Below are 22,233 nucleotides of genomic sequence, written 5' to 3' on the forward strand. Positions count from 1 at the left end.
CGTCGGGAGCATCATGGCCGACCAGCTCGAGATCCTGCGGTTCGAAACACCTGATGCCTTCCGCGACTGGTTGTGTGACAAACAGGATGCGACGCCGGGCCTCTGGGTGACGATTGCCAAGAAGGGCTCGGCGCAGGTCAACCTGACCTACGCCGAGGCTCTGGATGTCGCCCTCGAGTTCGGCTGGATCGACGGCCAGGCCCGGCGACTCGACGACGACGCCTATCTCCAGCGCTTCACGCCCAGGCGTGCGCAGAGTCCGTGGTCGCTGCGCAACTGCCGCGCAGCCGAGGTGATGATCTCTGAGGGACGGATGAAACCGCGGGGCCTCGCCGAGGTGGAGCGGGCGAAAGCCGATGGCCGCTGGGATCGGGCCTACGAAGGTTCGAGTAGGGCGGAACCGCATCCGGACTTCCTCGCAGCGCTGGAGAAGAACCCTGCCGCCAGCGAGTTCTACCAGACGCTGAACAGCCAGAATCGTTTCGCCATCTACTACCGACTCCAGGCGGTGAAGCGGGAAGAGACCAGGGCGCGCAAGATCGACAGCTTCGTAGAGAAACTGGCGCGCGGAGAGAAGTTCTACGACTGACGGTGTCGAGGGAACAACCCGGCGTTCAGCGATCGGGCGAGCACGGCGCTAACCTCCCGACGACAGAGTCGGAGTGCAGACTGTCGTTCATCAACAATGGCTGGCGACCGGATTTCTGGTCGTATCGACCGTGGTCGTCATCCTCGGCTTCGTGTTGCTCACGGCCCCGCGACTGCTGTTCCCTCGACGACCGATGGCGGCCTGACACCGACTGTTCACTTGCACTCGCCTTATCCGATGCCTTAGCTGGATGTCATGGCCACTTCACCCGACGGATACGCCGCCGACTTCCTGCCGATCGACGTCGCACTGCCGTCGCCCGCCACCGCACAGGTCGTGCGCGAGCTGACGTACACGCACTTCACCGTGCTGCTCGACCCTGAGCGTCGCTTCGCCGTCTCGACGGGGGTGAACATCGACGGGTCAATGCCCCGCGAGATCGATCGCACCGATGACTGGCATCTCGACCCACGTGTGCCAGCGACGGAACAGGCGGCCGAAGACGTCTATCGATCGAACGACCTCGACCGCGGGCACCTCGTGCGGCGGCGCGACCCGGTCTGGGGGGACAAGGCGATCGCGGCGAAGGCCAACGAAGAGACCTTCGTCTACACGAACGCGGCGCCACAGGTCGGGGACTTCAACCAGGGAAAGGAACTCTGGTCAGGCCTCGAAGACTTCGTGCTCGCCTACGCCCGCGCCTACAGGCAGCGCATCAGCGTCTTCACCGCACCGGTACTCACCCTGGACGATCCGCCGTATCGCGGCATCCTGATCCCTCGCCAGTTTTGGAAGATCGCGGCCTGGACCACGGATGACGGCAGCGTTCTCGCCGCCAGCGGTTACCTTCTCGACCAGACGCCCCAGCTTAACGACATCGACCTCGCCGAGGCCCGCGCCCGTGCTGCGGGGGCCGGAGACCCGCCGCCGCTCGGCCCCTACCGCACCTACCAGGTGCCTGTCTCGGATGTCGCAGAACTCACCGGCCTCAAACTCGGCCAGCTGGTCGCCGCCGACAGGTTCGCGACCGCCGCCGTTCCCCACGGCACCACGGATGGCGACCACCCCGGTTGGATCCGTCTCAAGGGGCGCGAAGACATCGTGCTATAGCTCTTTGCTGGACAGGTTAATGGCGAAAGTCGCCAAATGGCCCTTGCCAGCTGCGCGTAGGGGCCATTTGGCGACTTTCTCGACTTTGCGATAGCGCGACTTTGCGATAGCGCGGCTTTGCGACGACGCGACGCTAGAGCTTCACGGCCGGTTCTTCGGCGGTGACGGGCTCAGCAGACTCTTCAGCCTCAACGAACCCATCCGTCTTCTTCGGCTTGGCGACGCGCGGGCCACGACCCTCGACATAGACGGACGGCTCCAGGCCCGGGTGGCGGCGGCCCTGCACGACGATGAGGAGGATGCCGAGGATGATCGCCACGAACGACGCCCAGACGTTGGCGGGGATTCCGAGGAAACCATCGCTGGTCGGGTCGATGCGGATCGCCTCGAGCCAGCTGCGGCCCAGGCCATACCAGATGAGGTAGACGCCGAAGACGCGACCCCACTGGAGCCTGAATCGGCGGGCGATCAGCAGCACCAGCGCGACGCCGATCAGGTTCCAGATGATCTCGTAGAGGAAGAGCGGGTGGAACAGTGTGCCATCGGGAAGCCCGGCGGGGAACTTGGCGTTGGTCGACTCGATCTGTAGTCCCCAGGGCAGCGTGGTCGGCAGGCCGAAGAGCTCGTGGTTGAACCAGTTACCGAGACGGCCGAGCGCCTGCGCCACGAGCATGGCCGGAGCGAGGGCATCCGCGAAACTCCAGAAACGGATGCCGGCGAAGCGACATCCGATGAACGCGCCGAGCGCACCACCCAGCAGCGACCCGTAGAGGGCGTTGCCGCCGTCCCAGATGGCGAAGATGTTCCAGAAGTTCGAGCCGGGGTAGAAGTAGTCGCCGACGTGCGTGAACACGTGATAGAAACGCGCCCCGATGATGCCGATCGGCACGGCCCACAGGATGATGTCGATCACGATGCCGGACTCTGCCCCGCGATTGCTCAGCCGACGCTGCGTGATGATCACAGCAGCGACAATGCCGACCAGGATGCAGATCGCGTAGGTGTGGATGACCAGCGGACCAATGTTGAACTGCTGCAGAATCGGGTCAGGGCTGGGGATGCTCGCATTCACAATGCTCGTGTTCAGAATGCCTGCGTTCAGAATGCCCGTGGGAAAGCTCACCGAATCGTCCTTACGTTTGTCTAGCCGTACCGTACTCAGGCTGGCTGGGAGTTACCGTCCGGCGCTGCTATTGGTGCGATGCCGAGCGCACTCTTGATGCGGTCCTCTGCATCGTCGTTCGCCTGGGTTGCCGCCACGTTCGCCTCGGTCACCGCTCGCAAAACCTCTTCGCGCTGGATCTTGACGCCCTTCGGCGCGTCGATGCCGATGCGGATGCCGTCGCCGCGCACATCGAGGATGGTGACGACGATATCGTCACCGATGACGATTCGCTCCCCCGCCTTGCGTGTCAGCACCAGCATCAGATCAGCCTATCGAACCACTTTCCACCCAGCCGACCTGAATGCCCAGTTCGTGCACTGTTTTCGGAGTTGTCGTCGAATCGCTGCCGATGACGGCGATCGCGTCGACGTGCACGGCGGCCTGCACTGCTGTCACCCAGCGCGCGGTGTCTTCCGGCTTTCGGCCGGCATCCACAGCAACCCAGACCTGGTCGGCCTGCAGGAAATGCAGGGCGAAGACCGAGTCGTCGTCGAGACCTGCGCGTGGGATTCCGAGCGCCACGAAAACGCTGTGATCCTCGCGCACCCCCGCCGCGCGCGCGGCGAGCGCGCCACGACGGTTGGTGAGGCGGAAGAGACCATCGTCAGTGACAGCGCCGACGACGCTGAGCGAGCGGGTTCCGGCGGCCGCGGACATGTCGCGGGCGACCTCCAGCGGATCGTTGCCGAGGCCGATCACCACCACCAGGTCGCCGGCTCCGGCCAACGGCGCCTGGCGGAACACCGTCGGCCCGTCGAGCACCGGCACGATCTGCGCGGTGTTGTAGGTGAGGTCGGCCATGATCGCGTCGAAATCGACGGAGTTGGTTGAGAGCTTCGGGATCGCGTCCACCAGGTGCGCGCGAGCCTCCTCGTCCTCGGTGTCGGCCAGCAGTTGCGCGATGCCGGCGCGGGCGGGGAGGTCGAAGCTGTGGGCGTCGCGAGCCGTGCCATCCGGAACGTCCACCTCCACCTCGTAGCGGCGCTGGGCGAAGAAGCCCTGGATGCCACCGCTCGTCACGGCCTTCACCGCCACGACTTTGGCGTGCGGGCCGTGCTCGGCGAGGATTCTGGCGTTCAGTTCGTCAAGGGACGGACCCTCAAGCTGAAATCGATTCGGCGACACGCACCACTCCCACCGTCTCGATGTTCACGTTGGCCGAGGTGACCTCCTGGTAGGAGAGCACGGGGAGTCCGCCGGCCTGGCCAGACAGGGACGGCGCAGAGACGAGGCGACGGATGGCCGGCCTCAACCCCGGCGCACACACCAGCACCGCGGACTGCCCGGTGGCCTCCACGCGCGAAACCGCATCGCGCACCGAGGTCAGCACAGCCTCGAGGGTCTGCTGGTCCATGAGGATCTGCGTGCCATGCTCCGACGGTCGCAGCCCTTCGAGCATGGACTGCTCGAGCATCGGGTCGATCATGATCACGCGCAGCATCTGCTCATCGACGTACTGCGAGGTGAGGGCAGGGCCGAGCGCCAGGCGGGCAGATTCGATGAGGACCTCCGGGTCTTGGGATGCCTTAGCGCGCAGCGACAGCGCCTCGTAGATGCGCGGAAGGTCGTTGATCGGAATCTGCTCGATGAGCAGGCCCTGCAGTACGCGCTGCACCTCGGCGAGAGTGAGCAGGTTCGGCACGAGTTCATCGACGGCGGAAGGGTTGACCTCTTTGACGCCCTCGGTGAGCACGCGCACGTCCTCACGGGTCAGCAGTCGGGCTGCATTGCTCGTGATGATCGACGAAAGGTGAGTGACGACAACCGAGACACGATCGATCACCGTGGCGCCGGTCATCTCGGCGCTGTGGCGCATCTCGCTCGGAACCCATTTGCCGGAGAGCCCGAAGACCGGCTCGATGGTCACGGCACCCGGTAGCGAGTCGAGCGCGTCGCCGAGCGCGAGAACCTTGCCTGCTGGGGCCACACCGCGACCGGCCTCGACACCGGCGATGCGGATGACATAGGTGGACGGCGGGAGCTCGACGCTGTCCCTCGTGCGAACCGGCGGAACCACGATGCCGAGCTCCATCGCGATCTTGCGGCGGAGCGCACGCACCCTCGCGAGTAGATCGTCGGAAGCGTCGGAGACGATGTCCACCAGGTCTGGCGCGAGCATGATCTCGAGAGCGTGCACGCGCATCTGCTCCATGAGGTTCTCGGTGGTGAGAGTCTTCGAGTCGTCGGGGCCGGCGATTGCGGCATCCGCTGCACGTTTGCTGGCCGCGACATCCCTCGCCTTGATGCGCTGGGCGACCACGATGAGGCCGAGGCCGACAGCGATGAACGGAATGATCGGCATGCCGGGGATGAACGCCATCAGGATCGCCGCGCAGCCCGCGATGATCAGCGCGTAGCGGGACTGGGTGAGCTGGGCGGATGCCGTCGTGCCCATGTCGGCCTCGGCGTTCGACCTGGTCACGATCATGCCGGTGGAGACCGCCATCAGCAGTGCAGGGATCTGGCTGACCAGGCCGTCGCCGATGGTGAGCAGCGTGTACTTGCTCACTGCGTCACCGATGGAGAGACCGTTCTGGATCATGCCGATGGCGATACCACCGACCACGTTGATCAGGATGATGACGATGCCGGCGATCGCGTCGCCCTTGACGAACTTGGATGCACCGTCCATCGCGCCGTAGAAGTCCGCCTCGGCTGAGACCTCCGCGCGTCGCTCGCGAGCCTGGGTATCGGTGATGAGTCCGGCGTTGAGGTCGGCGTCGATCGCCATCTGCTTGCCGGGCATGGCGTCGAGGGTGAAGCGGGCACCGACCTCGGCCACGCGCTCGGCACCCTTGGTGACGACGACGAACTGGATGACCACGAGGATCAGGAAGATGACGGCGCCGATGATGATCGACCCGCCGACAGCCACGTGCCCGAAGGCGGCGATCACGTCACCGGCGTACCCCTGGCCGAGCACCAGACGGGTCGAGGCGACGTTGAGACCGAGGCGAAAGAGCGTCGCGACGAGCAGCAGCGACGGAAAGACGGAGAAGTCGAGCGGCTTCTTGACGAACATGGTGGTGAGCAGCACCACCAGCGCGAGCAGGATGTTGATGATGATCAGCACGTCGAGCACGAAGGCCGGCACCGGCACCACGAGCAGCAGCACGATGCCAACCACACCCACCGGAACGGCGAGCTTCGAGAAATTACGGTTCTTCATCTCAGATACCTCCGTGGGCGGGAACGAGTGACGTCATGGTGTGGGTGCCCTGTGCAGAGCCCCTCTTCTTCAGTGCGAGGACGAAAGCGAGTACGCGGGCGACCGCGTTGTAGTGCTCGGTCGGGATCTCCTGGCCGATGTCGCATCCCGCGTGCAGCGCACGCGTGAGCGGGATGTCTTTGACGATCGGCACGTGATCGGTCTCCGCCTGTTCGCGGATGCGGGCGGCGATGATTCCCGCGCCCTTAGCGACCACACGCGGCGCGGACTTGCCAGGCTCGTACTTGAGCGCGATGGCGAAGTGGGTGGGGTTCACGAGCACGACGTCGGCGTCGACGATCGCCGCCATCATGCGGTTGCGGCTCATCGCGAGCTGGCGCGACCGGCGCTGCGATCTGATCAGCGGGTCGCCCTCTGAGCTCTTGTTCTCGTCCTTGACCTCTTTTTTGGTCATTCGGGTCTTCTTGCGGTTGCGGCGCATGATCACGAACATGTCGATGGCGGCCAGAACAAGGCCGGCAGCGACCGCGGACTGCAGTAGTGCTCCCGCACCATCGGTCGCCGCCGTGATGAGTTCTGAGGCGGGGAGGCCGCCAGCCGCCATGAGCACCGGCATCAGGCCCTGGATCACGATGAGCAGCACGCCAGCCACGACGGCAGTCTTGAGCAGCGCTTTCACGCCCTGCCAGAGCGCCTCCATGCCGAAGGTACGCTTCACGCCCGCGAGCAGGTTGAACTGCTCGAACTTGCCGGTGAATTTCTTGAAGTGGATGCCGCCCTGCAGCGCCGCGCCACCGAGCACCGCGATCACGGTGACGATGAGCATCGGCAGGATGATGCCGCCGATCGACATCAGTCCCTCGCCGAGGGCCTGCACAGCGAGAGCCGGATCAGGGTTCTTGGCGAGATCGTTGATGCGGAACATCTGGCCTGACACTGCGTCCGAACCGGCAGAGACGGTGATCGGGATCATGACTGCGGCGGCCCCAACGCCGAGCCAGGCCGTGACGTCCTGCGAGCGGGAGAGCTGGCCCTCGGAGCGCACCTCCTTCATGCGTTTCTCGGTGGCCTGTTCGGTCTTTTCTCCGGAGTCTTCAGCCATTACTTCACCCCCACCAGAAAGCCGACAGCGTTGCCGGTGACCGACTCCACAATGCGCGGCATGGCCACGAAGAGCAGGGAGCCGAGGATGAGCGTGATCAGGATCTTGATCGGGAAGCCGAGGGCGAAAGCGTTGAGAGCCGGCGCGACGCGGGTGATGAGCCCGAGGCCGGCATCCGCCAGAAAGAGCACCACGATCAGCGGGCCGGCGATCTGCAGCGACGCCAGCATCATCTGTCCGACGCCATCGGTGAGCGCCTTGGCGGGAACGGCGAGGTCCATCCCGCCGGCGAGAGGGAGGGCAGTGAAGGTGCGGGCGAGTCCGCCGATGATGAGCTGGTAGCCGCCGCTGGCGAAAAGCAGGGCGATCGCTGTCATGTGGAAGAGCCTGGCGAACTGCGCTCCGTTGATCATCGACTGCGGGTCGAAGGCCTGGGCGAGCTGGAACCCGCCGAACAGGTCGATCAGGTTGCCGGCGGACTGGATGGCGGAGAACACCAGCATCACCAGGAAGCCGAGCAGTGCGCCGACCACCAGTTCGGAGACGAGCGAGACGAAGAAACCCCCGGTGTCGGGCGAGACATACCCCTTGGTCACCTGAGGGGACACAGCGAGCGCGAGGCCGAACCCGAGCATCGCCTTGATGCGCAGCGGGAAGGAGTTGTGCGAGAACGGCGGCGCGATCACCAGGAAGGCGATCATGCGCACGGAGGCGAGCATCATGGCCTCAAGCCATTCGAAGTTGAGGGTGATCCCCACGTCAGCCGCCGTTCAATAGCGACGGGATCTTCTCGAACATGGCCTGGGTGAAGGAGACCATTTCGGAGATCATCCAGTGACCGGAGACCAGCAGCGCGAGGGCCACCGCGATGGCCTTCGGCACGAATGACAGCGTCACCTCCTGGATCTGCGTGATCGACTGCAGCAGGGAGATGGCGAAGCCGACGACAAGCGCGGTGATGAGAACCGGCGCAGCGAGCTTGGCGGCGATCAGCAGACCCTGCAGGCCGATGTCGAGAACGGCGTTGGGATCCATCAGCCCCCCTTGTAACTGGTTATCAGCGTGGTGATGATCAGCCCCCAGCCGTCGACGAGCACGAACAGCAGGATCTTGAACGGCAGCGAAATCATCACCGGGGGGAGCATCATCATGCCCATGGACATCAGGGCGGAGGAGACGACGAGGTCGATCACCAGGAACGGTATGAAGATCACGAAGCCGATGATGAACGCCGCGCGGAGTTCCGAGATCATGAACGCCGGGATCAGCGTCAGTAGCGAGACCGACTCTGGATCCTTCGGGTTGGCCTGCCCTGCAGCCCGAGTCATCAGGGCCAGATCCTCTTCGCGCACGTGGGCGAGCATGAAGTGCCTGAGCGGTTCGGAGCCTGCGGCGAGGGCATCCGTGAAATTCATATTCCCGTTGAGGTATGGCTGCACGGCGTGGGTGTTGATGTCACCGAGTACCGGCGCCATGATGAACAGCGACAGGAAGAGCGCGAGGCCGGCGATCACCTGGTTCGGCGGGATCGACTGCAGTCCGAGGGCGTTGCGGGCCATAGCCAGCACGACGAAGATCTTGGTGAACGAGGTCATCATCAGCAGCAGTGCCGGTGCGACCGAGAGCAGTGTGATACCGACCAGGGTGACGATGGATGATGAGGGCGCGCCATCCGGACCGTTGATGTTCACCGACAGCCCGCCGGTACCGTCCGGCGAGATCGGGTCGGTGGGAGGGGTCGGATCGACCGGCGCGGCATGACCGGCGGTCGCCGACATCAGGGCGAGCGCGATGGCGGTCACCAGTACCAGCAGCGCGATGACGGTGATGCGGGCGACTCTCCCCGACGTCCAGGTGCGCATCGCGAGCTTCATCGGCCGTTCCGCAGTGCCGCAGCCGCCCGCTTCCAGGTGGCGGCGGAGAGGATGGAGCCGTCGAAGGCACCGCTGCGCGGCTGCCCGGTCTTCGGGTCGAAACTGGTGAAGGAGGCGGGAGCTTTCGTGGAGGCCATGACCGCGCCGAACGCGGTCGCCGAATCCGGCTTCGCGATGGACGGTTTCGCGGCCACAGGTTTCGCGGCGACAAGCTTTGCGGCGATCGGTACCTCGACCACTTCTTCGACCGGCAGCTCGCTCGTGTTGAGCACGGTCACCGAGTGCTCGGTCACACCGAGCAGGAAGCGCTGGCCGTCGACGTCCACGACGACGACCGAGGCCTTCTGCGCGATTCCCTGACGCGAGACGACCTTGACGAGTTTCGTCGCGCGGGTCGATTTCGCGCCTTTGGTGATGCGTCGCTGCAGTACCCAGAGCAGCCCGACCACGGCGGCCAGGGAGAGGATTACGCGCAGCGCGACGAAGACAGAGTCCACTTAGCCGATACCCTCGGCCACATCGAGGATCTTGGTGATCCGCACCGCGTAGTCCTGGTCGATGACGACGATCTCGCCGTGGGCGATGAGGCGGCCGTTGAGCAGCACGTCGGCTGGCGCACCGGCCGAGCGGTCGAGTTCGATGACCGCACCGGGTTCGAGTCCGAGAACGTCGCGCACCGACATCCGGGTACGGCCGATCTCGACGGTCAGCGCCATTTCTACGTTGTTGATGCGACCGAGTTTGCCGAGCATCGATTCCTCCGTGATGGGGCTTGCGCCGGTGACGACGCCGTTCTGGCGAACGCGGATGGCGAACCAGCCGGCGGGAATGCCCGCGGCCGACAGAGTGAACACCTCGGTGTCGTCGTCGTCGAATAGTGCGGTGGCGTCGTCGTTTCTCACGTCTCCGAGCACCCCGGTGCCGAGCTCGAGCGCGGCGGCTTCGAGAGCCGGACGCAGCACGTCGACGAGGGAGACGAGTGCAGAGTCGGTGCCGGATGCCGCGGCGAGCGCATCCGAATCGACGAGTACGACGGCCAGGTCGGCCGACACCTCCCCGACGAAGGAGGCGACGACCGCGGTGCTGGCGACGACGGTGCTGCCGTCGAAAGGGCCGGCGGTGAGCTCGGCCGTGCTCGGCAGCAGGGCGGCCATGGCATGGGCTGCGGCGGTACGCGGATCAAGAACGGTGCTCTTCTTCACGATTTCTCCTCGGTGGTGACGATGACGCAGGCGAGACGGGAGCCGTTGGAACCAACGGCGGCGCGGGCCAGAGGCTGGCCGTCGACCGTCACGTCGAGCGGACGATTCTGGGGGTGCGGAATGTGCAGCACGTCTCCGACGGCGAGACCGAGTATCTTGCTGGGCTTCACGTAGGCAGGGGCGAGCTGCAGCGAGACTTCGACCGGCACCCAGCCGATCTGGGCGGTCACGAGCTGCTTGGCGTTGGTGATCGTGCTGGTGGGGTTGGATTCGCCCAGCTGCGGCAGAATCACCTCGGCCGGCAGGGCGAGTGTCGCGGTGGTGGTGCTGTCGCCGACGCGGATGCCGAACGACGACACGATCATTAGGTCGGATGTGGCTGCGGCCTGGGCGAACTGCGAGTTGTACTGGATCGCATCCACGCTGATCGTCTTCACCAGCAGCGCGCCGAGCGAGTAGCGGAGATCTTCGAGCGCGTCATCGAACAGGCGGCGAACGAGGGCCTGCTCGATCTGGGTGAACTTGCGCTCCGGCGTGACCTGGGCGTGATTGCTGCCCAGCATGTAGGAGACCCAGGTCAGTGCCGCGGAGGTGGGGAACTGGATGACGGCCTTGGACGATATCCCTTCGAGGCTGCAGAGCACCATCGCCGTGGTCGCCGGCAGGCTCGCCGCGTACTCGTCATAGGTCATCATGACGACCTGATCGCAGGTCACCTGGGAGACGACACGCACCTTCGCGGTGAGCTGTGTTCCCCACTGCCTGGCGAAAGTCTCGAAGGCCAACTCGAGCACCCGGGAGTGCTCACGGGCCAGCGTCGTTGGACGGCGGAAGTCATAGGGCTCTGCCGGGGCGCCCTGCCTTGCGGGCACGCCGATAGTAATTTGTTCCTGGACCGTCACGCAGCAAACTATCGGCTGAGGGCGCTCGCAGGTAAGAGAAATGGTGCGATCTTGTTGGCGGTGGTCGTCTTATCCGTGATCTCGCCCTTGATCACATCGGGGATGAGAGCTCGCACCGACTCCGGCGCGTTGGAGAGCACGACGATGTCGACCCGGCGATTCTGGGCGAGAGCCTCCTGGGATGTGCCGTCGGCGAGTGGCCTGGATGATCCGTAGCCGACAGCCCCGATGCGCTCGGGTGCGATCCCACCGACCTCGACCATCCGACGCAGCACCTGCACCGCGCGACCGGACGACAGCTCCCAGTTGGTCGGATAGGGGCTCTGCGGCTGGCGAAGGTCGGCGTGCCCCTCGACTGAGATCCCGTAGGTGGTGCCCGCGAGAATGGGCGCCACGGTGTCGAGCACACTCGTGGCCACACCGACGAGAGCCGTACTGTTCGGCGTGAAGAAGGTCTGGCTGTCGACGAGTCGGATGGTGAGTCCTCTCTCGTCGAGCTGGAACTGCACGGTACCAGCGAGCCCGTGGGCCGACAGCGCCGTGCTGATCTTCTCCTGCAGCGCCCTGAGGTTCTCCACCTCTGTGACCGCGGCCTGGCCATCGGCGAAACTCTGCGACTTGGCATCCGCTTTATCCGGTGGGACCACGGTGCCCTGCGCGGTATCGACCTTGCCGATATTGGTGACGCCGAAACCGGTCGCGAGTGAGTTGCGCAGTTCCTCGAACTTGTTCTGGTCGACGGTGGACATCGCGAAAAGCACGATGAACATGCACATGAGCACGGTGACCATGTCCATATAGGAGGCCATCCAGCGTTCGTCCGGACCGTGCTCCTCCTCTTCCTCGTGGCGGCGGCGACCGCGGCGGGCACTCATCAGGCCGCTTTCGGCAGCTTCGGAAGAGCGTTGTCCGGAACCATCGCGCGCAGGCGTTCCCCGAGCAGTCGGGGCTGGCTTCCCGCCTGCACAGCGAGCACGCCTTCCATGATCAGCGTCATCCGCTGGTTCTCCAGGTCGGCGAGGCGGCGAAGGCGCGAACCGATCGGCAGCCAGAGGAAGTTGGCAGAGAGCAGACCCCAGAGAGTGGCGACGAAGGCGGAGGCGATGAGCGGTCCGAGCTTGTCGGGGGTGGAGAGGTTCTCGAGCACGTGGGTGAGTGAGACGACGGTGCCGATGATGCCCACCGTCGGGGCGAAGCCGCCGAGAGTGGAGAAGAATTTGCCGGCGATACGGTCGGAGCCGGTGCGCGTGGCGATCTCATCCTCGAGCAGCACCCGGAGTTCTTCGCCATCGGTGCCGTCGGCGATGTTCTGCAGGGCATTCTTGAGGAACGGGTCGTCGACGGCCTCCGCCTCCTGCTCGAGAGAGAGCAGGCCTTCGCGCCGTGCCTTCTCGGCGAGCGCCACGACCTGGTCGATGGTCTCGTGCGGTTTGGCGATCTTGCCGGTGAAGGCCCGCGGCAGCGCCTTCACCGCCAGGAACATGTCCTTGAGCGTGCCGCTGGCGATGCCGACGGCGATCGTCGCTCCGAAGACCAGCACCATCGGTGCCGGCAGGAGAATGGCCGAGACGTTGGAGCCTTCGAGCGTGAGCATCGCCAGGAGCGCCCCGAAGGCGACGACGATTCCGATTATGGTTGCGGGATCCATCAGATCTTCCTCGGGCGAAGCGGCACGGCATGGTCGTCGAGGTCTTCGACGAGGCCGAGCGAGCGCGGTCCTGGCAGGTGGCCGTTCGCCGACAGTTCGTGGGTGAGTGCGATGACCGTCGCCCGGTAACGGGAGATGCGGTCGATCACCTCTGCCATCGACTCGGTGACGATGTACTTGGCACCGTCAACCATCACAAGAGTGGTGTCGGGGTTCGAATGTATGCGCTCAATCAAATCGGGATTGATCGCAAACTGGCTGTCGTTCAGCCGCGTGACAACGATCATGAGCGCATCCCTGCTTGTGTGTAGTGGGCCCTTCCTGGGCCCTTACCCACCACTATCGGTCGACGGCGCGCTTGCGTTAGATGCGGAGCGGCATCCGCAGTCCTGTTGGCCATCCGGATGCCGCAGACGCGAAAGAGCCTGCCGAGACCCCGGATGGGATCTCGGCAGGCTCGATCAGCGAGGGTTAGCTCAATCGGCGCGAACTGCTAGCGCTTGAGGTTAGTGAGCTCCTGCAGCACCTCATCGGAGGTGGTGATGATGCGGGCGTTCGCCTGGAAGCCGCGCTGCGCGACGATCAGGTTGGTGAACTCCTGCGAGAGGTCGACGTTCGACATCTCGAGCGCGCCGGCGACGAGCGAGCCGACACTTCCGCTGCCGGGAGCACCGACTTCGGCGTTACCGGAGTTGAGCGTGGCCTTGTAGGACGAGGAGCCTGCCTTCTCGAGGCCGCCGGGGTTGACGAAGGTCGCCAGCACGATGCGCCCGATGGCCTGGGATGCGCCATTGCTGAACTGGCCGATGAGCGTGCCGTCGCTCGACAGGGTATAGGTCTCGAGCGATCCCGCGGCTCGGCCGTTGGCAGTCGCGGCGACGGTGGTGAGCTTGGCGAATCCTGTTACCTTCGTCATGTCTACGGCGATGCCGCCGATGGCGAGAGTTCCGCCCGTGGTGAGCGCGCCGTTGGTGAAGGCCAGTGAGGTGTTGGCGGTCGCGCCGTTCGCATCGACGCCCGCGACATCCCATCCGGTCGCGGTGCGCGTGTAGGTGAGTGTGACAGCGCGTGCCGTACCCGAACCGTCGAAAGCCTGCACGTCGCGCACGAGTGCTGTGCCAACCGCGGCGTCGTCGGGAAGGTTGCCGGCCACCGTCGACGAGGTGGTGGCGACGGCGGGTACGACGGCCCCACGCGGCAGCACGATGTTGCCGGTTGCTCCGCCGTCGTTGACGACACCGTTGATTGCACCCCAACCCTGCACCAGCGAACCATCTGGTGCGACCAGCTGGCCCGCGTCGTCGAAGTCGAAGGAGCCGGCGCGCGTGTAGAGCGTCTGGTTGCCCGACTTGGTGACGAAGAATCCGTCACCGGAGATCATCAGGTCGGTCGGTCGGCCGGTCGCCTGGGTCGAACCCTGGGCGAAGTTGGTCGAGATGCCGGCCACGAGCACGCCGAGACCGACCTGGGCCGGGTTGGTACCGCCAACGCCGGCCTGTGCACCGCTTGCGCCCTTCGTCAGTTGCGAGAGCGTGTCCTGAAACTGGACGGCGGATGCCTTGAACGCCGTGGTGTTGACGTTGGCGATGTTGTTACCGGTGACGTCGAGCATGGTCTGGTGCGAGCGGAGTCCGGAGATTCCGGAGTACAGGGAACGAAGCATTGTCTACTGCCTTTCGGTTGGTGTGCGTGAAGTTCAGGGGTTGGTGGTGGTGATGCCGGAGATGAGGTCGAGCGCCACGTCGACGCCCCCGACGGTGACCTTGGGTACTGGGCCGGCGAAGGAGACGCTCGTCGCGGTGCCGGAGACGGGCTTGCCGTCCTTGTCGAGATAGCTGACCTGTTTGCCGACGATGCCGGCGGCCGCGATCCGCATCTGGAGTGAGAAGTCTTCCGTGCTCGTGGTCGAGAGCTCGGTCATCTTCTCCATCATCGCCAGCTGGGTGGTCTGCGAGATCATCTGGTTGGTATCCATCGGCGACGAGGGGTCCTGGTTGCGCAACTGCGTGACGAGCAGCTGCATGAAGACAGCGGAGTCCATGGTCTGTTTCGGAACCCGCGCGGTCTGTGTGGTGTAGAGGCTGGCATTGGTTGCCGTGTCTACGGGTGCGACTGTCATCGGTGGTACTCCTTCTCTCAGACCAGCACGTCGAGGGTTGTCGAGTGCGCGTCCCGCATCCGGCCGGATGCGGGCGTGACCTCGGTCTCGGCGGCGGTGGTGACGGATGTTTCTTGCAGTTCGGCGACGCGGCGCTCGCGGCCGGAGCCGTCGAAGCTGCTGTCGGTCGGCTGGTTCTGCGACGACAGGTCGAGGTTGGCACTCAGCCCCTGCCCGGCGAGATCCTTACGCAGGTCGGGAAGGATCGAGCGAATGGCGTCCCGCCCGATGTCACTCGGGGCGAAGAGTTCCACCCGCATTCCCTCGGCGCCGACGTGGGCGCGCACCGTGACCGGCCCGAGGTTGTCCGGCGTGACGCTCACGGTGACGACGTGTTCTCCCGGTCCGGCGGCGGCGAGGCTGAAGATCGGTTTCGACAGCTGCGCGGCGAAATGCTGTGGCACCATCGGTGCGGTCGGCGCAACCGTGACCAGAGCTGCGGATGCCGCGGCCGGCGTCACCGAGACGATCACGGGTGTCGGCGAGGGCGCGTCCTGTGCGGCGACCGCCGTCATCACGACAGGTGCGACCTCTGGCTTGGCGGATTTCACGGCGACGGCCGGAAGCGTCTCCAGCGGAACCGGTGTCGTCGTGGCTGCAGGGGTCGGCGCGCCCGCGGTAATCACAGTCGGCAGGGCAGGAACCGCGGCGACCGGAGTTGCGGGTGCGCCCGGTGCAGCGGTTGCGGCTGTGGGCTTGGCTTCAGCCTTCGTGCCGGATCGCGGTGCCTGCACGGGTGGCGCGACAAGTTCGGCGGAAGCGGAAGCGGAAGCGGAAGCGGAGACGGTTGTCGTCGCAGTTGCGGCCACGGCACCGGTGACGGCGGCTGCTACAGCCGGTGTCGCCGTTCCTTCCGCGGGGGTCGTAGTGGTTGCCGCCGCTGGTGCCGGCATAGGCAGCGCGGTCGGAGTGACGGTCGCCGCGACTGCCACGAGGGGTGCGGAATCGTCCGAAGCATCGCCATCGCTCGCCGGGGCGGTCTCGGGCTTGGCTGCATCCGTAGGCTTCCCGGGGAGCTGTGCAACCAGCTGCGAGAGCCCGTCGGTGGCAGGCTGTTCGGCAGCCTGGCCTTTGACCGCGGTTGCCGACGGTGCGGGTCCTGGTGCAGGTGCGAGTGCGGCCGCCGGCGCGGGTGAGAACAGGGCAACCTGTGCGTCCAGCATCGCCGCGCCGAAGCCGGCCGCTGCTTGCTGGCCGGTCGCCGAACCGGTCGGTGGCTTCGCTGGAGCGGTGCCGGTGAAGAGTCCGATGAGGGTCACTGGGTTCCGCCTTCCGCCGTGCGGTGCCATCCGGTCGACGCGATCTCGTCCAGCATCGCCTGCTCCGCCCTGAGTTCGCCGCCGACGACCGTCTCGATGTGGCGGTCTTCGAGCTTCTCCAGGCCGATCGAGCGCGCCCGTGCCGCAGTGAACTCGGCCGAGGCCTGGTCCCGTAGTTCGCGGTGCTCGCAGTCGAGTGCTTCGAGCTCGGCGAGCATGCTGCGGGAGGATGCCCGCGCCGCTGCCACCGCATAGAGCACGCTGGTGTCGGTCACGTCGTTCGTGACGCTGCCGAGAGCGGTTCGCGCCTGACGCTGGCGAGCACTGCTCTCGTTCAGTCGAGCATTGGCCGCCGAAAGGTCGCTTGCCGCCTGGTCTTTCTGGATCTGACGCAGGCGCAGTAGGCCGGCGAGAGGGAACATGCGTGGCATTAGACACCTCCGAGAGTGGCAGTGAGTCTGCTGAGTCGATCCCAGGCTTCTGGGACGGTGGTCTGCTCATCCATCCGCTGTTGCAGGAAGGCGTTGATCTCCGTCTCATGTTTCACAGCAGCATCGACCAGGGGGTTGGCGCCGATCTGGTAGGCCCCGACATCGAGAAGATCCTGTGCCCCCTTGCGTGCGGCGAGGGTGCGGCGCAGGACGCTGGCTACCTGCATCCGCTCCGGCGCATTCACGCGCGACGCGACGCGCGAGATCGAACCGAGCACGTCGATCGAGGGGAAGTGACCGGCGACGGCGAGTTTGCGATCGAGCACGACGTGGCCGTCGAGGAAGGAGCGGGCCGCATCCGCGATCGGTTCGTTGTGATCGTCACCGTCGACCAGCACCGTATATATGCCGGTAACGGAACCTGTTTCGCCTGTTCCCGCACGCTCGAGCAGCTGGGCGAGCAGGGAGAAAGTCGACGGCGGGTAGCCGCGGGTGGCCGGCGGTTCGCCGACGGAGAGCCCGATCTCGCGCTGCGCCATCGCCACGCGGGTGAGCGAGTCCATCATGAGCATGACGTCGGAACCCTGGTCGCGGAACGACTCGGCGATGCGGGTGGCGACAAAAGCGGCGCGCAGGCGCATCATGGCTGGCTCGTCCGAGGTGGAGACGACCACGATCGAGCGAGCGAGACCCGCTTCGCCGAGGTCGTCCTCGAGGAACTCGCGCACCTCACGGCCGCGCTCACCGACGAGGGCGATCACGGAGACACTGGCATCCGTTCCCCTGGCGATCATCGAGAGAAGGGAGGATTTACCGACGCCGGAGCCGGCGAAAAGTCCGAGACGCTGGCCCTTGCCGACGGTCGTGAGGGTGTCGAGCACCCGCACACCGGTCTGCAGCGGTGTGGCGATGCGGGCCCTGTGCATCGCGGAAGGGCTGTCGTTGTCCAGCGTCACCATCGCGTCCGGTCGCAGCGGACCCTTGCCGTCGATCGGTCGACCGAGGCCGTCGATCACCCGGCCGAAGAGTCCGGCGCCGGTCGGCACGAGCATCGGCATGCCTTTGGTGCGTGCTGGTGCGCCGGCGTTGATGCCCGTCATGCGGGCGAGCGGCATGCAGCGGATGCCGGACCGCGTCGTAGCGATTACCTCGGCATCCACGGGGCTGCGGTCCCCGATCGTCACGAGGTCGCCGATCGCGCAGTCCAGCCCGTTGATCTCCAGGCCGAGACCGACGATGGAGGAGACCACGCCGACGCGCTCCGGACGTGCAGCGGCGAGCGCGGTCGTCATCCGGGGGCGCAGGGCGATGCTCATGACGCCTCCCCGAGGATCGCGGCCTTCGCCCTGGCGACAGCGGTGCTGATGCGGGCGTCGAGGTAGCCGACGGGAAACTCGGTGATCGCGTCGCCGCGGGCCAGATTCGGGTCGGCGGTGAAGGTCACACCGGTCTTCGCGAGTGTTTCCTCGTCGAAGACGGCGAGGTCGAGCGGGTTCATGCGCACCAAGTGAACGAGAGCGGTGTCGACCGAGGAGAGCGCGCGGTTCATGGCAGCGGTCGCCGAGGTGTCGCCGATGCTCAGCTCCGTGCCGAGCAGTGCCTCGGCGAGGTCGAGCGCAGACTCGGCCAGCGTGTCCTGCGCGTCGGCCACTACCGGGACTGTGCCTTCGGTCAGGGATCGCGCGGCCACCGTGAGCAGTTCGATCGCGCGGTCGAGTCGCGCCTGCGCGTGACGCAGCGTGGCCTCGTGTTCCTCGTCGAGACGGGCGACCCGCTCGGCGAGTTCCTGGCTCGCGGCGCGAAGACCCGCCGCATATCCTGCCGCGTGGCCGCTGGCCCGCGCCTGCACGTCGAGGGTCTCCTGATGGTCGCTGCGCAGCGACGGGAAGCTGATGGTGGAGAACCGGGTGTCAAGCGACATATTCGTCCTCGTCTCCACGCTGTACCGTGATAATGCCCTGCGCTTCGAGGTCGCGGATGGCACGCACGACTTCGGCGCGCGCCTCCTCGACCTGGGTCATCCGCACCGGCCCGAGGGACTGGATCTCGTCTTCCAGGATCTCGCGATTGCGCTCGGAGATGTTGGCCCTGATGACCTCGATCACCGGCTCCGGCGAGCCCTTCATGGCGACCGCGAGCACGCCGGCGTCGATGCCGCGCAGCACCTGCTGCACGTCCTTGCGCTCGAACTTGACCAGGTCGGCGAAGGTGAGCATCCGAGAGCGCACCTCTTCGGCGAGTTCCGGATCGAGTTGGTCGAGACTGTCGAGCAGTGCGCGTTCCATGGAGATGTCGGAGCGGTTGATGATCTCGACCAGCGGCTGGACGCCGCCAACCGCGGCCTCCGTATCCCGGGAGGTGACGACGGCACTTGCACGCACCTTGAGCGTCTCGGCGACGACCCGCACCGCCTCAGGGGCGGCGGTCCCCATGGTTCCGATGGCCTGGGCGACATCGGTGCGCAGTGCACTGTCGAGGCCGGCGAGTACCGGTGAAGCATGCTCCGCCCGCAGGTGGGCGAGCACGAGGGCGATAGTCTGCGGCAGCTCGCCGTCCAGCAGGCTGACCAGCTGGCCTGGCTCTGCCGTGTCGAGGAACTCGAAGGCCTTGCCTGCCATGGACGATGCGACGCGGTTCATCACGCCGGCGGCACGTTCGCTGCCAAAGGATGCCTCGAGCAGCGAGGAGGCGATGTCGCGACCGCCGCGAGAGTTGCGGCCACCCTTGACGGTGAGATCGTGGAACTCCATGATCGTCGCCTCGGAGACCGCGCTGTCGACCCGGCGCAGGCGGATGATCTCCGCGGCGATCTCCTCGGCTTCGGCCTCGTTGAACTGCTTCATGACCTCGGCGGCGCGCACCGGATCCATGTTCATGAGAACGACGGCGACCTTCTGGGTGCCGGAAAGCGCGGCGACCGTGGCGCTCATACCGACTGCCGATCATCCATCAGTCCGCGAAGGAATTCGGCGGTGCGCTGCGGGTCGGCCGCGGCGAGGGCGTCGATCTCCGCGCGCTTGCGGTCGACATCGCCCGGTTCCATCGGCGGAAGCTGCGTGTAGGTCAGAGGCGTTGCGCTCGGCGGCGGGGTGAGCGCGATCGGGATGGTCTGGTCGTTCATCATCGCGCGGAGTTCGGCGAGTTCACCGATCTCCTGCGCCTCGTCGAGCTCCTGCCTGCGGCGGCGAGCGCGACGCAGCAGGAAGGCGGCGGCGATGAGCACCGGGATGGCGATGCCGAGCACGATGATGGCGGTGCGCACGATGTTGGCCATCCGGTCGGCTGCGGCTGCGGCGTCCGCTGCGGCGATCGCCTTGGCGGCATCCGCTGCACCGGCCTGGTTGAAGGCCACGGACGCCACGGTCACCGCGTCGCCTCGAGTGGTATCGATGCCGGCGGCACTCGAGACGAGCGACTTGATATTGGCCATGTTGAGGCCGCCCGCGACCGCCGCGTTCACCGCGACTGACACTGTCTGCCGCTTGATCGACCCGGCCGGAATCGTTGTCGACTCCGTGACCTTGTTGATGGCGTTGTTCTTGGTCGTCTCGGCCGCGGCTGAGCCGCCATTCGGCGTCGTGCCGCTCGGCACGGCGATGTTGTCGGGGCCGAGCACGCCTGTTGACGAGTTGCCGGCGCCGCCAGATGTCTGGGTCTTCAACGACTCGTTGAGCGCCGGGGAGCCGTCCGGGGTGGTGAAGGTCTCCGCGGTGCGTTGGCCGGAGTCGTGGCTGACGTCGGCAGCGACAACGACTGTCGCGTTGCCCGGTCCCACGACCTTGTCGAGCATGGCCTGTACAGAGTTGCGCACCCGGGTCTCGTAGTCGGAGGACTGCTTGTCCGCGCCGCCGGTAACCCCTGTGCCGACAGCGGAGAGCACGATGCCTGTCGAGTCGATGACCGCGACGTCGTCGGCCTTCATGCCGTCGATCGATGCGGAGGTCAGATGCACGATCGCCTGCACTTGGCCGTCATTGAGGGTGACGCCGTTCTGCGTCTGGATGAAAACGGATGCCGTCGGGTCGGCCTTCGTAGCGACAAAGACTGTATCCTTCGGAATGGCCAGCCGCACGGAGGCGGTCTTCACGCCCTTCATCGCCTGGATGGTGTTAGCCAGTTCGCCCTCGAGCGCACGCTTGTAGGTGACCGACTGCTGGAACTCCGAGGCGGTGACACCCATCTTGTCGAGCAGCGCGTAGCCGCCGGTGTTTGAGGATGGGAGGCCGGCCGCAGCGGCCTTGAGGCGCTCGTCGTAGACGCTCTCCTCCGGCACCAGGATGGTGCCTCCGCCGTCGGTGAGCTGGTACTGCACACCGTCGGTGCGCAACTGGTCGACGATGCTGTTCGCATCCGCTCCGGCGAGGCCGGAAAAAAGCGGGGTGTAAGAGGGCTTGCTCACCCACATGACGAGGGCGGCGACACCGAGTACGAGCACGGCCACACCGATGATGGCCACCGTCCGCTGCGCGATGGTGAATTCGCGGATGCTGCTCGCCAGCCTCCGCAGAACGCTTGTTACCTGGGTGGGCATCAGGCCTGCATCCTCATGATGTCGTTGAACGCTTCGACGCCCTTATTGCGCACGGCGGCCACGAGTTCCATCGTCACCTGGGCACGCGTCGACGCGATGGTCGCCGCGTGGATGTCTTGGAGGTCCCCGGTGACAGCCTTGATGGCCAGGTCGTTGGATGTCGACTGCAGCTGCTGCAGATTGTCGACAGCGCCGCTGAACTCCGCAGCGAAACCCGAGTCGTTGGTCGCGCTTGTACCACCGGCCGGTTTGAGGTACCCCGTGCCGGTGACCCCTTGCACAGAACCCATCGACGACACAGAACTGATCGAGGAGATGTCCATCAGGAACGTCCAATCTGAATTGCGGCCTGGTAGCTCTCTTTGGCCCGGTCGACGACCGCGGCATTCGCCTGGTAGCCGCGCTGCGCCATGATGAGCTGGCCCATCTGCGAGGCGAGGTCGATGTCGGGCAGTCGCACGTATCCGTTGGCGTCGGCCATCGGGTCATCCGGCTTGTAGGTCAGTCGTCCTTCGGCCGATCCGTACGCCGCGCCCTGCACGTAGACGCCTGTGTTGCCTTGGCCCTCCTGGGCGACGACGTAGCGGGCCTGGAAGGCTGCACCACTCGTCGGTTTCACGGTGTTGATGTTGGCGAGGTTGTCGGAGACCGCGTCGAGCCATTTGCGGTGCATGGTGAGTCCGGTCGCGGCGATACCGATCGCGTCGAAAGTCATCAGGTCGTCCTTATCGCGGCGCGTACGGCAGAGAACTCGTTGCCTACGGCCTGGCTGGCGAACTGGTACCGCAGCACCGTGTCGACGTTGGAAAGGGTCTCGGTGTCGAGGTTGACGTTGTTGCCGTTGAGTTCGGTCGGCTCGAGCGAACGGGCGACCTCGGCGGTCACGCGCCCGTCACCGTTCTGCACAGACTTGGCGAGAGCATCCTCGAAGAGCACGCGCTTGGCGTGGTAGTTGGGAGTATTGACGTTCGCGATGTTATTGGCAATGGTTCGTTGACGCATCGCCAGTCCATCCAGTGCGCTGCTGAGCGCCGCAGAGGTGACCGAATCGAGCACAGCTATCCGTTCGTCATCAAGTGAACTGATGGCCGAT

28 protein-coding genes are annotated in these 22,233 nt (G+C 65.7%); 3 read left to right on the forward strand and 25 right to left on the reverse strand.

Features of this window, described 5'->3' with window-relative positions; genetic code table 11:
- The first annotated feature begins 13 nt into the window (after positions 1-13).
- The 3 genes from ABIB56_RS13575 to ABIB56_RS13585 all read left to right on the forward strand — a co-directional run bounded on the left by ABIB56_RS13575 (position 14) and on the right by ABIB56_RS13585 (position 1,699).
- Positions 14-589, forward strand: coding sequence for a YdeI/OmpD-associated family protein (locus tag ABIB56_RS13575; protein ID WP_354569751.1), 576 nt, complete (start codon positions 14-16; stop codon positions 587-589).
- Between the two features lie 73 nt (positions 590-662).
- The gene (locus ABIB56_RS13580; protein WP_354569752.1) at positions 663-794 is read left to right on the forward strand and encodes a hypothetical protein; all 132 of its coding nucleotides are present in this window, start codon (positions 663-665) and stop codon (positions 792-794) included.
- Positions 795-844: 50 nt separating this feature from the next.
- Positions 845-1,699 (forward strand): DNA/RNA non-specific endonuclease, encoded by an 855-nt coding sequence (locus ABIB56_RS13585; protein WP_354569753.1) that lies wholly within the window; start codon positions 845-847, stop codon positions 1,697-1,699.
- Between the two features lie 133 nt (positions 1,700-1,832).
- On the opposite strand, the gene lgt is transcribed toward ABIB56_RS13585, so the two are convergent.
- The 25 genes from lgt to ABIB56_RS13710 all read right to left on the reverse strand — a co-directional run bounded on the left by lgt (position 1,833) and on the right by ABIB56_RS13710 (position 22,196).
- Positions 1,833-2,822 carry a prolipoprotein diacylglyceryl transferase gene (gene lgt, locus ABIB56_RS13590; protein WP_502917605.1) on the reverse strand — a complete coding sequence of 330 codons (990 nt, stop codon included), beginning with the start codon at positions 2,820-2,822 and terminating at the stop codon, positions 1,833-1,835.
- Positions 2,823-2,857: 35 nt separating this feature from the next.
- Complete coding sequence (gene csrA, locus ABIB56_RS13595; RefSeq protein WP_354569754.1) at positions 2,858-3,124, reverse strand: carbon storage regulator CsrA; 267 nt, start codon at positions 3,122-3,124, stop codon at positions 2,858-2,860.
- Between the two features lie 4 nt (positions 3,125-3,128).
- Positions 3,129-3,989, reverse strand: coding sequence for a hypothetical protein (locus ABIB56_RS13600; RefSeq protein WP_354569755.1), 861 nt, complete (start codon positions 3,987-3,989; stop codon positions 3,129-3,131).
- The gene (locus ABIB56_RS13605) at positions 3,964-6,033 is read right to left on the reverse strand and encodes a flagellar biosynthesis protein FlhA (RefSeq protein WP_354569756.1); all 2,070 of its coding nucleotides are present in this window, start codon (positions 6,031-6,033) and stop codon (positions 3,964-3,966) included. Before ABIB56_RS13605 ends, ABIB56_RS13600 begins: the two co-directional genes overlap by 26 nt.
- A 1-nt stretch (position 6,034) precedes the next feature.
- Positions 6,035-7,135, reverse strand: coding sequence for an EscU/YscU/HrcU family type III secretion system export apparatus switch protein (locus ABIB56_RS13610; RefSeq protein ID WP_354569757.1), 1,101 nt, complete (start codon positions 7,133-7,135; stop codon positions 6,035-6,037).
- Positions 7,135-7,893, reverse strand: coding sequence for a flagellar biosynthetic protein FliR (locus ABIB56_RS13615; protein WP_354569758.1), 759 nt, complete (start codon positions 7,891-7,893; stop codon positions 7,135-7,137). The genes ABIB56_RS13610 and ABIB56_RS13615 overlap by 1 nt, the downstream gene beginning before the upstream one ends.
- 1 nt (position 7,894) lies before the next feature.
- Positions 7,895-8,170, reverse strand: coding sequence for a flagellar biosynthesis protein FliQ (fliQ, locus tag ABIB56_RS13620; RefSeq protein WP_354569759.1), 276 nt, complete (start codon positions 8,168-8,170; stop codon positions 7,895-7,897).
- The gene (gene fliP, locus ABIB56_RS13625; protein WP_354569760.1) at positions 8,170-9,009 is read right to left on the reverse strand and encodes a flagellar type III secretion system pore protein FliP; all 840 of its coding nucleotides are present in this window, start codon (positions 9,007-9,009) and stop codon (positions 8,170-8,172) included. The genes fliQ and fliP overlap by 1 nt, the downstream gene beginning before the upstream one ends.
- The gene (locus ABIB56_RS13630; protein WP_354569761.1) at positions 9,006-9,506 is read right to left on the reverse strand and encodes a FliO/MopB family protein; all 501 of its coding nucleotides are present in this window, start codon (positions 9,504-9,506) and stop codon (positions 9,006-9,008) included. Before ABIB56_RS13630 ends, fliP begins: the two co-directional genes overlap by 4 nt.
- On the reverse strand, positions 9,507-10,211 hold the full coding sequence (gene fliN, locus ABIB56_RS13635) for a flagellar motor switch protein FliN (RefSeq protein ID WP_354569762.1): 705 nt from the start codon (positions 10,209-10,211) through the stop codon (positions 9,507-9,509). It abuts the gene before it with no gap.
- Positions 10,208-11,113 (reverse strand): flagellar motor switch protein FliM, encoded by a 906-nt coding sequence (locus ABIB56_RS13640; protein WP_354569763.1) that lies wholly within the window; start codon positions 11,111-11,113, stop codon positions 10,208-10,210. The genes fliN and ABIB56_RS13640 overlap by 4 nt, the downstream gene beginning before the upstream one ends.
- Before the next feature lie 8 nt (positions 11,114-11,121).
- A complete protein-coding gene (locus ABIB56_RS13645) occupies positions 11,122-11,988 on the reverse strand; it encodes an OmpA/MotB family protein (RefSeq protein ID WP_354569764.1) in 867 nt (288 codons plus the stop codon).
- A complete protein-coding gene (locus ABIB56_RS13650) occupies positions 11,988-12,761 on the reverse strand; it encodes a motility protein A (protein ID WP_354569765.1) in 774 nt (257 codons plus the stop codon). Before ABIB56_RS13650 ends, ABIB56_RS13645 begins: the two co-directional genes overlap by 1 nt.
- Positions 12,761-13,048: a flagellar FlbD family protein gene (locus ABIB56_RS13655; RefSeq protein ID WP_354569766.1), complete on the reverse strand. Its 288-nt coding sequence runs from the start codon at positions 13,046-13,048 to the stop codon at positions 12,761-12,763. The genes ABIB56_RS13650 and ABIB56_RS13655 overlap by 1 nt, the downstream gene beginning before the upstream one ends.
- Before the next feature lie 206 nt (positions 13,049-13,254).
- Positions 13,255-14,424, reverse strand: coding sequence for a flagellar hook protein FlgE (locus ABIB56_RS13660; RefSeq protein WP_354569767.1), 1,170 nt, complete (start codon positions 14,422-14,424; stop codon positions 13,255-13,257).
- A 33-nt stretch (positions 14,425-14,457) separates the two neighbouring features.
- The gene (locus ABIB56_RS13665; protein ID WP_354569768.1) at positions 14,458-14,880 is read right to left on the reverse strand and encodes a flagellar hook assembly protein FlgD; all 423 of its coding nucleotides are present in this window, start codon (positions 14,878-14,880) and stop codon (positions 14,458-14,460) included.
- Between the two features lie 17 nt (positions 14,881-14,897).
- The gene (locus ABIB56_RS13670) at positions 14,898-16,178 is read right to left on the reverse strand and encodes a flagellar hook-length control protein FliK (RefSeq protein WP_354569769.1); all 1,281 of its coding nucleotides are present in this window, start codon (positions 16,176-16,178) and stop codon (positions 14,898-14,900) included.
- A complete protein-coding gene (locus tag ABIB56_RS13675; protein WP_354569770.1) occupies positions 16,175-16,609 on the reverse strand; it encodes a flagellar export protein FliJ in 435 nt (144 codons plus the stop codon). The genes ABIB56_RS13670 and ABIB56_RS13675 overlap by 4 nt, the downstream gene beginning before the upstream one ends.
- A complete protein-coding gene (locus tag ABIB56_RS13680) occupies positions 16,609-17,925 on the reverse strand; it encodes a FliI/YscN family ATPase (RefSeq protein ID WP_354569771.1) in 1,317 nt (438 codons plus the stop codon). Before ABIB56_RS13680 ends, ABIB56_RS13675 begins: the two co-directional genes overlap by 1 nt.
- Positions 17,922-18,530 (reverse strand): FliH/SctL family protein, encoded by a 609-nt coding sequence (locus tag ABIB56_RS13685; protein WP_354569772.1) that lies wholly within the window; start codon positions 18,528-18,530, stop codon positions 17,922-17,924. The genes ABIB56_RS13680 and ABIB56_RS13685 overlap by 4 nt, the downstream gene beginning before the upstream one ends.
- The gene (gene fliG, locus ABIB56_RS13690; protein ID WP_354569773.1) at positions 18,520-19,539 is read right to left on the reverse strand and encodes a flagellar motor switch protein FliG; all 1,020 of its coding nucleotides are present in this window, start codon (positions 19,537-19,539) and stop codon (positions 18,520-18,522) included. Before fliG ends, ABIB56_RS13685 begins: the two co-directional genes overlap by 11 nt.
- The gene (gene fliF, locus ABIB56_RS13695) at positions 19,536-21,140 is read right to left on the reverse strand and encodes a flagellar basal-body MS-ring/collar protein FliF (protein WP_354569774.1); all 1,605 of its coding nucleotides are present in this window, start codon (positions 21,138-21,140) and stop codon (positions 19,536-19,538) included. The genes fliG and fliF overlap by 4 nt, the downstream gene beginning before the upstream one ends.
- Complete coding sequence (fliE, locus tag ABIB56_RS13700; RefSeq protein ID WP_354569775.1) at positions 21,140-21,463, reverse strand: flagellar hook-basal body complex protein FliE; 324 nt, start codon at positions 21,461-21,463, stop codon at positions 21,140-21,142. Before fliE ends, fliF begins: the two co-directional genes overlap by 1 nt.
- Positions 21,463-21,855: a flagellar basal body rod protein FlgC gene (locus ABIB56_RS13705; RefSeq protein ID WP_354569776.1), complete on the reverse strand. Its 393-nt coding sequence runs from the start codon at positions 21,853-21,855 to the stop codon at positions 21,463-21,465. Before ABIB56_RS13705 ends, fliE begins: the two co-directional genes overlap by 1 nt.
- The gene (locus ABIB56_RS13710) at positions 21,855-22,196 is read right to left on the reverse strand and encodes a flagellar basal body rod protein FlgB (RefSeq protein WP_354569806.1); all 342 of its coding nucleotides are present in this window, start codon (positions 22,194-22,196) and stop codon (positions 21,855-21,857) included. Before ABIB56_RS13710 ends, ABIB56_RS13705 begins: the two co-directional genes overlap by 1 nt.
- Between the last annotated feature and the right edge of the window lie 37 nt (positions 22,197-22,233).

The sequence above is a fragment of the Glaciihabitans sp. UYNi722 genome (assembly GCF_040549465.1).
Classification (GTDB): Bacteria; Actinomycetota; Actinomycetes; order Actinomycetales; family Microbacteriaceae; genus Lacisediminihabitans.

Excerpts from the sequence above, each read along its gene's own strand:
- ABIB56_RS13575 (WP_354569751.1), top strand. The coding sequence starts at position 14 with ATGGCCGACCAGCTCGAGATCCTGCGGTTCGAAACACCTGATGCCTTC.
- ABIB56_RS13585 (WP_354569753.1), top strand. The coding sequence starts at position 845 with ATGGCCACTTCACCCGACGGATACGCCGCCGACTTCCTGCCGATCGAC.
- csrA (WP_354569754.1), bottom strand. The coding sequence starts at position 3,124 with ATGCTGGTGCTGACACGCAAGGCGGGGGAGCGAATCGTCATCGGTGAC.
- ABIB56_RS13605 (WP_354569756.1), bottom strand. The coding sequence starts at position 6,033 with ATGAAGAACCGTAATTTCTCGAAGCTCGCCGTTCCGGTGGGTGTGGTT.
- ABIB56_RS13610 (WP_354569757.1), bottom strand. The coding sequence starts at position 7,135 with ATGGCTGAAGACTCCGGAGAAAAGACCGAACAGGCCACCGAGAAACGC.
- fliQ (WP_354569759.1), bottom strand. The coding sequence starts at position 8,170 with ATGGATCCCAACGCCGTTCTCGACATCGGCCTGCAGGGTCTGCTGATC.
- fliP (WP_354569760.1), bottom strand. The coding sequence starts at position 9,009 with ATGAAGCTCGCGATGCGCACCTGGACGTCGGGGAGAGTCGCCCGCATC.
- ABIB56_RS13645 (WP_354569764.1), bottom strand. The coding sequence starts at position 11,988 with ATGAGTGCCCGCCGCGGTCGCCGCCGCCACGAGGAAGAGGAGGAGCAC.
- ABIB56_RS13650 (WP_354569765.1), bottom strand. The coding sequence starts at position 12,761 with ATGGATCCCGCAACCATAATCGGAATCGTCGTCGCCTTCGGGGCGCTC.
- ABIB56_RS13655 (WP_354569766.1), bottom strand. The coding sequence starts at position 13,048 with ATGATCGTTGTCACGCGGCTGAACGACAGCCAGTTTGCGATCAATCCC.
- ABIB56_RS13660 (WP_354569767.1), bottom strand. The coding sequence starts at position 14,424 with ATGCTTCGTTCCCTGTACTCCGGAATCTCCGGACTCCGCTCGCACCAG.
- ABIB56_RS13665 (WP_354569768.1), bottom strand. The coding sequence starts at position 14,880 with ATGACAGTCGCACCCGTAGACACGGCAACCAATGCCAGCCTCTACACC.
- ABIB56_RS13675 (WP_354569770.1), bottom strand. The coding sequence starts at position 16,609 with ATGCCACGCATGTTCCCTCTCGCCGGCCTACTGCGCCTGCGTCAGATC.
- ABIB56_RS13680 (WP_354569771.1), bottom strand. The coding sequence starts at position 17,925 with ATGAGCATCGCCCTGCGCCCCCGGATGACGACCGCGCTCGCCGCTGCA.
- ABIB56_RS13685 (WP_354569772.1), bottom strand. The coding sequence starts at position 18,530 with ATGTCGCTTGACACCCGGTTCTCCACCATCAGCTTCCCGTCGCTGCGC.
- fliG (WP_354569773.1), bottom strand. The coding sequence starts at position 19,539 with ATGAGCGCCACGGTCGCCGCGCTTTCCGGCACCCAGAAGGTCGCCGTC.
- fliF (WP_354569774.1), bottom strand. The coding sequence starts at position 21,140 with ATGCCCACCCAGGTAACAAGCGTTCTGCGGAGGCTGGCGAGCAGCATC.
- fliE (WP_354569775.1), bottom strand. The coding sequence starts at position 21,463 with ATGGACATCTCCTCGATCAGTTCTGTGTCGTCGATGGGTTCTGTGCAA.
- ABIB56_RS13705 (WP_354569776.1), bottom strand. The coding sequence starts at position 21,855 with ATGACTTTCGACGCGATCGGTATCGCCGCGACCGGACTCACCATGCAC.